Source organism: Afipia sp. MLSD5-FHT05B12 (genome assembly GCF_058793355.1).
This window is the reverse complement of record NZ_JBXAFS010000042.1, coordinates 1-4,919: the sequence shown is the minus strand read 5'-3', so window position 1 is coordinate 4,919 and position 4,919 is coordinate 1. Positions and strand designations below refer to the sequence as shown.

Annotated in this window: 7 protein-coding genes; 5 read left to right on the top strand and 2 right to left on the bottom strand. The window is 56.6% G+C overall.

Features of this window, described 5'->3' with window-relative positions; all coding sequences use genetic code 11:
- The 5 genes from AC1Q6J_RS23065 to AC1Q6J_RS23045 form a co-directional block, all read left to right on the top strand.
- On the top strand, window positions 1–663 hold a 663-nt coding region (locus AC1Q6J_RS23065; RefSeq protein WP_492281470.1), incomplete at its 5' end, for an MBL fold metallo-hydrolase.
- 26 nt (window positions 664–689) lie between these two features.
- On the top strand, window positions 690–1,166 hold the full coding sequence (locus AC1Q6J_RS23060) for a tetratricopeptide repeat protein (RefSeq protein WP_492281469.1): 477 nt from the start codon (window positions 690–692) through the stop codon (window positions 1,164–1,166).
- An 8-nt stretch (window positions 1,167–1,174) separates the two neighbouring features.
- Complete coding sequence (locus AC1Q6J_RS23055) at window positions 1,175–1,678, top strand: DoxX family protein (RefSeq protein WP_492281468.1); 504 nt, start codon at window positions 1,175–1,177, stop codon at window positions 1,676–1,678.
- A gap of 82 nt (window positions 1,679–1,760) precedes the next feature.
- Window positions 1,761–2,213 carry a c-type cytochrome gene (locus AC1Q6J_RS23050; protein ID WP_492281467.1) on the top strand — a complete coding sequence of 151 codons (453 nt, stop codon included), beginning with the start codon at window positions 1,761–1,763 and terminating at the stop codon, window positions 2,211–2,213.
- 69 nt (window positions 2,214–2,282) lie between these two features.
- Complete coding sequence (locus AC1Q6J_RS23045) at window positions 2,283–3,197, top strand: c-type cytochrome (protein ID WP_492281466.1); 915 nt, start codon at window positions 2,283–2,285, stop codon at window positions 3,195–3,197.
- Window positions 3,198–3,502: 305 nt separating this feature from the next.
- On the opposite strand, the gene AC1Q6J_RS23040 is transcribed toward AC1Q6J_RS23045, so the two are convergent.
- Together AC1Q6J_RS23040 and AC1Q6J_RS23035 are read right to left on the bottom strand one after the other, a co-directional pair.
- Window positions 3,503–4,429: a DMT family transporter gene (locus AC1Q6J_RS23040; protein WP_492281465.1), complete on the bottom strand. Its 927-nt coding sequence runs from the start codon at window positions 4,427–4,429 to the stop codon at window positions 3,503–3,505.
- A 68-nt stretch (window positions 4,430–4,497) separates the two neighbouring features.
- Window positions 4,498–4,878, bottom strand: coding sequence for a tautomerase family protein (locus tag AC1Q6J_RS23035; protein ID WP_492281464.1), 381 nt, complete (start codon window positions 4,876–4,878; stop codon window positions 4,498–4,500).
- Window positions 4,879–4,919: the final 41 nt, after the last annotated feature.

Genomic DNA, 4,919 nt, shown 5'->3' with positions numbered 1-4,919 from the left:
GTCGGCGATCGGCTCATCATGGTCGATTCGGGTTCTGGTGTCGGACAGTGGCAAGCCAATGCAACCAATTTGCCGGCCAACATGAAGGCGGCCGGCATCGACCCTGGTAAAATTGATACCATCCTAGTCTCGCATTTTCATCCCGACCATGTCTGGGGCTTGATGGAGAAGGGGACCAACGCGCTTGTGTTCCCGAAAGCCGAACTGATTGTCAGCAGTACCGAATACAAATGGTGGACGGAAGAAGGCCGGGTCGACAAGCTGCCCGATGGCCGTAAGGCCGCCGGAAAGCGCATCGCCGAAAATTTCCCAAAATGGAAGAACTGGAAGCTCGTCGAAGACAACGCCGAGGCGGCTCCTGGTGTGCGTGTCGTCGCAGCTCCAGGCCATACACCAGGTCATTCGGCATTCCTGGTTGCTTCCGGCAAACAGCAACTGATGGTGTCCAACGACGTCATGTATGTTCCCGCGCTGTTGGCGCCGCATCCCGATTGGCAGGGGGCCTATGATCAGGACGGCCCAACGGCGGTTGCTACGCGCCGGAAGCTCATTGATCGCGTCATTGCAGACAAGATGATGATCTGCGGTGCGCACTTCCCGTTCCCTGGCGCCGGCGTGTTCGCCAAGGATGGTGATGCCTATACCTTCGCGCCGGTAGCGTAATCCTGATCAAGTATGGAGAACACACTATGAAAAAGACACTGCACTCTGTCCTGACAAGCCTAACGCTGGTTGTCGGTCTCGGTTTTGCTTCGGCTGTTCTGCCGATCCCGGCTCACGCAGTAGATAATATGTCGTCGAGCGACGCTCCCGATCTGGCTTCGCCGCGCGCCAAAATCAAAGCCATGGATTACTCCGGCGCAATCGTTGAGCTGAAGAAGATCGCCGACACCAACCAGCACGCCGATGTCTACAATCTGCTCGGCTACAGTTTGCGCAAGAGCGGCGACTTTAAGACTGCGCTGACTTACTACACCAAAGCGCTTGAATTCGATGCCGACCATAAGGCGGCCCGTGAGTATCTGGGCGAGCTCTACGTCGAAACGGGCAATATCGATAAAGCCAAGGAGCAACTCGTTATCCTCAGCCGCTTATGCCCTGGTGGGTGTGAGGAGCGCGAAGACCTGCAAAAGGCAATCGCCACCACCACAGCGGCCGGGAAATAATAAGAAGGATGCGGGCGTTTACCCGCCCGCATCCTTTCGGCGCTTTGGAAAAACGGGGGTGGATCGATGGCGCAGCATTTACGACGCGACGTGAGCTGCTTGACAATATTATTCTGCTCGCAAGCAGATTGCTCCTCGCTGGGATATTTGTTCACGAAGGCTGGGTTCTTGCCACGAATTTTCATGCCGCTTCTGCAGGTATGGCGAAACTCGGTGTCTCGGAATTTCTCTTCGTCCCCGCAATTGCTTTACAGCTCGTCGCAGGCTCAGCCATCGCGATCGGGTGGTATACGCGCTTGGGGGCGCTGGCACTGGGTCTGTTCTGCATCGTAGCCGCTGTCTTGTTTCACACAAATTTCGCCAATCGAAATGAACTGCTGCATTTCGAGAAGGATTTCGCCATCGCTGGTGGAATGTTTGTATTAGCGTTATGCGGCGCTGAGGTTGGTCCCTGGAAGGTAGATCCGAACAAAGAAGTGAACTTGACGATGATTGAAGAAATGTTTTCGTGAAACGACGTGTTGAGTGCGTCCGCGATGACAATCGTTGGTACAGGCGTCGATTGAAAAACCCTCAAAAGGAAAGAGTTCTGTGATGAAGCGTACGTTGATAGCCGTCGCAATGGCATTCTTTGGAGTTGGCGTCGCCGCTGCGCAGCAGGACACAATATCGGCGCGTATTGCACTCATGAAGGCAAATGCCAAGAGCATGTATGGCGGTCTCAATCAGATGGTGAAGGAAACGAAGCCTTACGATCAGGCTGTGGTCGATACCGCGCTCGCGCAGCTGGAAGAAGCGGTCGGTAAATTAGGTTCTTTGTATCCAGACAGCACCAAGGGCTTGAAATCTCCAGTCGATGACTACAGTGCGTCAGCAAAGATATGGGACAACAAGGCGGATTTTGAATCGCACATTTCAAAGTTGACGAAGATCGTTGCTGACAGCAAGAGCAAGATCAACAATCTCGATGCTTTGAAGGCTGCGTATCCGACATTGAACGGAGGGTGTATCGGATGCCACGAAGTCTATCGCCTAAAGAACGGGTAGTTTCCATTTTACATAGGCCGGTGAGCATGCGCGCTCGCGCATGCGATTTTACGAGAGTCCGGGGCGTTCATGTTACGGAAGCTGTTCTTGCTGGCGGTGTTAGCTTTTGTTGCTGGCGCTACCGTTTTCTGGCTCGTCACCATCCCCGCAGTGGTCCCGGCAGAACATTTGCCAGTCCATCTCCCGGACCTGCCCAACGGGCAGACTGTCTTTAACGCTGGGGGCTGTGCATCCTGTCATGCGAGTACCGGCGGATCACGCACCATGCTGGGAGGAGGTTTGGCGATCCCTTCGCCATTTGGAGTATTTTACGCTCCGAACATCTCGCCCCATGAAACCGACGGTATTGGAAGTTGGACCGAGGCAAATTTCGTCACTGCTCTGAAAGAGGGAACCTCGCCCGCTGGAACGCACTACTTCCCAGCATTTCCTTACGGCTCCTATCGACGGGCCACGACCGAGGATATCCGTGACCTATTTGCTTACATCAAGACACTGCCGCCGCATACTGGACGCATCCGCGATCACGAGGTGAAGTTTCCGTTCAACATTCGCCGCTTGGTCGGGGGATGGAAGTTTCTTTTCCTCGATGGGAAGCAGATCATATCCGATCCGAAAGAGTCGGTGGAATGGAATCGGGGCGCTTACCTCGTGAATAGTCTTGGTCATTGTGCCGAGTGCCACAGCTCCCGAAATTTTCTTGGTGGTATCGTCACCTCGCAGCGGTTTGCCGGTGGGCCTAATCCTGAAGGTGAAGGGTGGGTCCCGAATATCACGCAGAAGGGCCTCAAGGATTGGTCCGAAAAGGACATCGCCGCTTTTCTCAAAAGCGGTGAGCGGCCAGACGGTGACACGGTGGGCGGTTCCATGGTCCGTGTGATCAAGAACATCTCCCAACTAAGCGACGGTGATCGGGCCGCCATTGCGGCTTATCTAAAATCTCTGCCTGCTATTGAGATACTGCCGCGGGCCAACAAACCGTGATCGCGAAATCCTGGTCCGGGACTCAGCGTCGGCGGCACGTACCTTGCTGCCATGGCGGCGCTGATGTCAGTCTATGCCCTAGTGTTTGACAAAGTCCCGCAAGTCATGTGGACGATGGTCATCGGGGCCGCGTGATTATTTGGGGCGCGGACTCGTTATCACGCAGCCAAATGCGGATTGATGCGAGTTTGACGAATTCCGGGTAGCCGGTTGCGAGCCTCCAATATTGGACCGCAACTTGTCGGAATTACTCGATCTCGATGAAGAACACTTCGACGAGATTGCGCGTGCGATTCTTATACGAACTAAAGCAAATCCGGTCTTTGCGACCGCGCTTCGGCGCGCGGCAGGGCGCCGATGGCGAGACCAGCCATGATGACAAGCGCGGAGAGGATCAGTATCGGGTCCAGCTTTTCGCCGAGGAAGACGGCGGCGAGGCCGATGCCGAAGACCGGTGTTGCAAGGACTCCGAGCGCTGCGGTGGTGGCCGGCACCCGTCTGTTCACAACGGTCATCGCCCAGAAGCCGAGCGCCGTACCGATCACGCCGTTATAGACAAGCGCGATGATGGTGGACGTGCTCATCCGCGTCGGCGGTGGTCCCTCGAAGGTGAAGGCGAGGATCGCAAGCACCGCAGTGGCAAGCAGGCATTGCCACGGCATGAGCTGGAGCGGTGTTGCCGTCCAGCGATGGGTGCGCGTGTAGACGATGCTCACTGACCAGCAGATCGCCGCCAGCATCGGGAGGCCATGGCCGAGTATCGCGTCTTTTCTATTCCAGTCGAAGGCATCTGGCCCGACGAGGAGCAACAGGCCGGTCATGCCAATTCCGATGCCGGCGATTTGCCGAATCGACATCCGCTCTTTGAGGAAAAGAAGCGCGGCCGGCGCGACCCAGAGCGGCGTGGTGTAGCCGAGCACGATTGCGCGGCCGGCTGAGACATATGTCAGGCCAGCCGTCAGCAGGGCCGCGAAGGCGACCATGTGAAACAGGGAGATCACGAGAACCATCGGGTAGTCAGCGCGCGGGGGACGCACGAGTTGCCGGGTGGCATGAAGGCCGGGAATGAGCACCGCCGCCGCCAGCGCCGTGCGTATCGTGACGGCCCAGAGCGGTGTGATGTCCTGCACCGCTAGCTTCATGACGACCCAGTTGAGACTCCAGGCCAGCACAACGAAGACGAAAAGCCCGACGGTCGACAGAGCAGTTGAAGCCGGTCGTCCGGCGGGCAAGGTGGTGGGGCGGTACGGATGTCATTGAGCAGCGAGTAGGCTTAATAAGCTATGAGCACGGCATTGCCTCAGGCGTATTGCGCGAGGCCGTGGCCGAGGGACCAATTCTCTTTGGTGCCCTCGATAAGGTTCACGAACACGTCTTCTGGCCGGATGCCGGGGCTCTCGCCGAGCAACCCCGCGATCCGCCGGAACAGCGCTTTCTTCTGCTCCACGGTGCGGGTGTTCATCGCGCTGATCTGGATAAATACGAGATCATCGCTCCGGGTGATGCCAAGATACGATGAACCATAGCGGAAGTTCGCAGCATCATGCTCAGTAATGGTCATGAACTGGTCATCCTCGGGCACGTTAAAGGTTTCGCGCATCGCGCGATAAAGGCCATCGAAGATCGCCTGCCGGTAGGCGTCTGACTTTCCGGCGCGCAGCGAGATGTGAAGCAGCGGCATCGCAGATCCTTTTCATTTGGTCTTGGCTTAATAGATGCTGC